Annotated in this window: 1 protein-coding gene; it reads right to left on the reverse strand. The window is 58.5% G+C overall.

The window, feature by feature from the left end:
* Window positions 1–1,542 (reverse strand): Ig-like domain-containing protein (locus tag CU041_RS20225; RefSeq protein ID WP_212733827.1); only part of this gene is annotated, 1,542 nt, incomplete at both ends.

The following is a 1,542-nucleotide window of genomic DNA, read 5'->3' on the forward strand; positions in this document are numbered from 1 at the left end:
ACGTCAATGTCGAGCGCGATGGCAGAATCCTCGGAGCCGGATGCATCGGCGACATCCAAAGTCGGCGCATCCGCAACACCCGCAACATCAACCGTAATCGAACCGGTCGTGGTGGCGATATCGTCACCATCAGCAGACTGAGCCGTCACGCCGAGATCAAACGACCCGCTGAAGTCCTCAGCCGGCGTGATCGTCAGACCTTCAAGCTGGTCCGGGTTCAGCGTCCAAGTGCCGTCTCCATTGTCAGTACCAGCCGACAAGGTCGCGCCGTCCGGAACACCCGAGATAGTGACACTCAGAACTTCACTGGAATCTGTAAGACCCGCATCGATATCAAGTGCAATCGCACTGTCTTCAGAACCAGAGGCATCGGACACATCCAGCGTTGGTGCATCGGCAACACCAGCAACATCAACCGTGATTGAACCGGTGGTCTTGGCAATGTCCTCGCCATCGGCAGAGGTCGCGGTCACGCCCAGATCGAAGCTGCCGGAGAAGTCCTGAGCCGGGGTGATCGTCAGACCTTCAAGCTGGTCCGGGTTCAGCGTCCAGGTGCCATCACCATTATCAGTACCCGCCGACAAGGTCGCGCCGTCCGGAACGCCACTGATCGTAACGCTGAGAACTTCCGAGCTGTCCGTCAGACCGGCATCAATGTCGAGCGCAATGGCGCTGTCCTCAGAGCCCGATGCATCAGACACATCCAAAGTTGGTGCGTCTGCAACACCAGCTACATCAACCGTGATCGATCCGGTGGTCGTCGCAACGTCATCGCCTTCAGCGGAAGTTGCGCTAATGCCAAGATCAAACGATCCACTGAAGTCCTCAGCCGGCGTGATCGTCAGCCCTTCCAGCTGGTCCGGGTTCAACGTCCAGGTACCGTCGCCATTATCCGTACCTGCCGACAGGGTCGCACCGTCGGGAACACCGCTAATCGTGATCGACAGAACTTCCGAGCTGTCCGTCAGGCCTGCGTCGATATCAAGTGCAATGGCGGAATCTTCGTTACCGGAAGCATCGGACACATCAAGGGTCGGTGCGTCAGCAACACCCGCTACATCAACCGTGATGCTGCCGGTTGTGGTCGCAACATCCTCACCATCGGCAGAGGTTGCCGTCACTCCGAGATCAAACGATCCACTGAAGTCATCAGCCGGCGTAATCGTCAGACCTTCCAACTGATCCGGGTTCAGCGTCCAGGTGCCGTCACCGTTATCGGTACCCGCCGACAAGGTCGCACCGTCCGGAACGCCGCTGATCGTGACACTGAGAACTTCCGAGCTGTCGGTAAGACCAGCGTCGATATCCAATGCAATAGCGGAATCCTCAGAACCACTGGCGTCAGCCACGTCAAGCGTTGGGGCGTCTGCAACGCCCGCCACATCAACCGTGATCGAGCCGGTCGCCGTTGCGACGTCATCGCCATCAGCGGAAGTCGCGGTCACGCCAAGATCAAAGCTGCCCGAGAAGTCTTCAGCCGGCGTGACCGTCAGACCTTCCAATTGGTCCGGATTCAGCGACCAGGTACCATCACCATTGTCA

The sequence above is a fragment of the Thalassospira povalilytica genome, assembly GCF_002844235.1.
Taxonomy (GTDB): Bacteria; Pseudomonadota; Alphaproteobacteria; order Rhodospirillales; family Thalassospiraceae; genus Thalassospira; species Thalassospira povalilytica.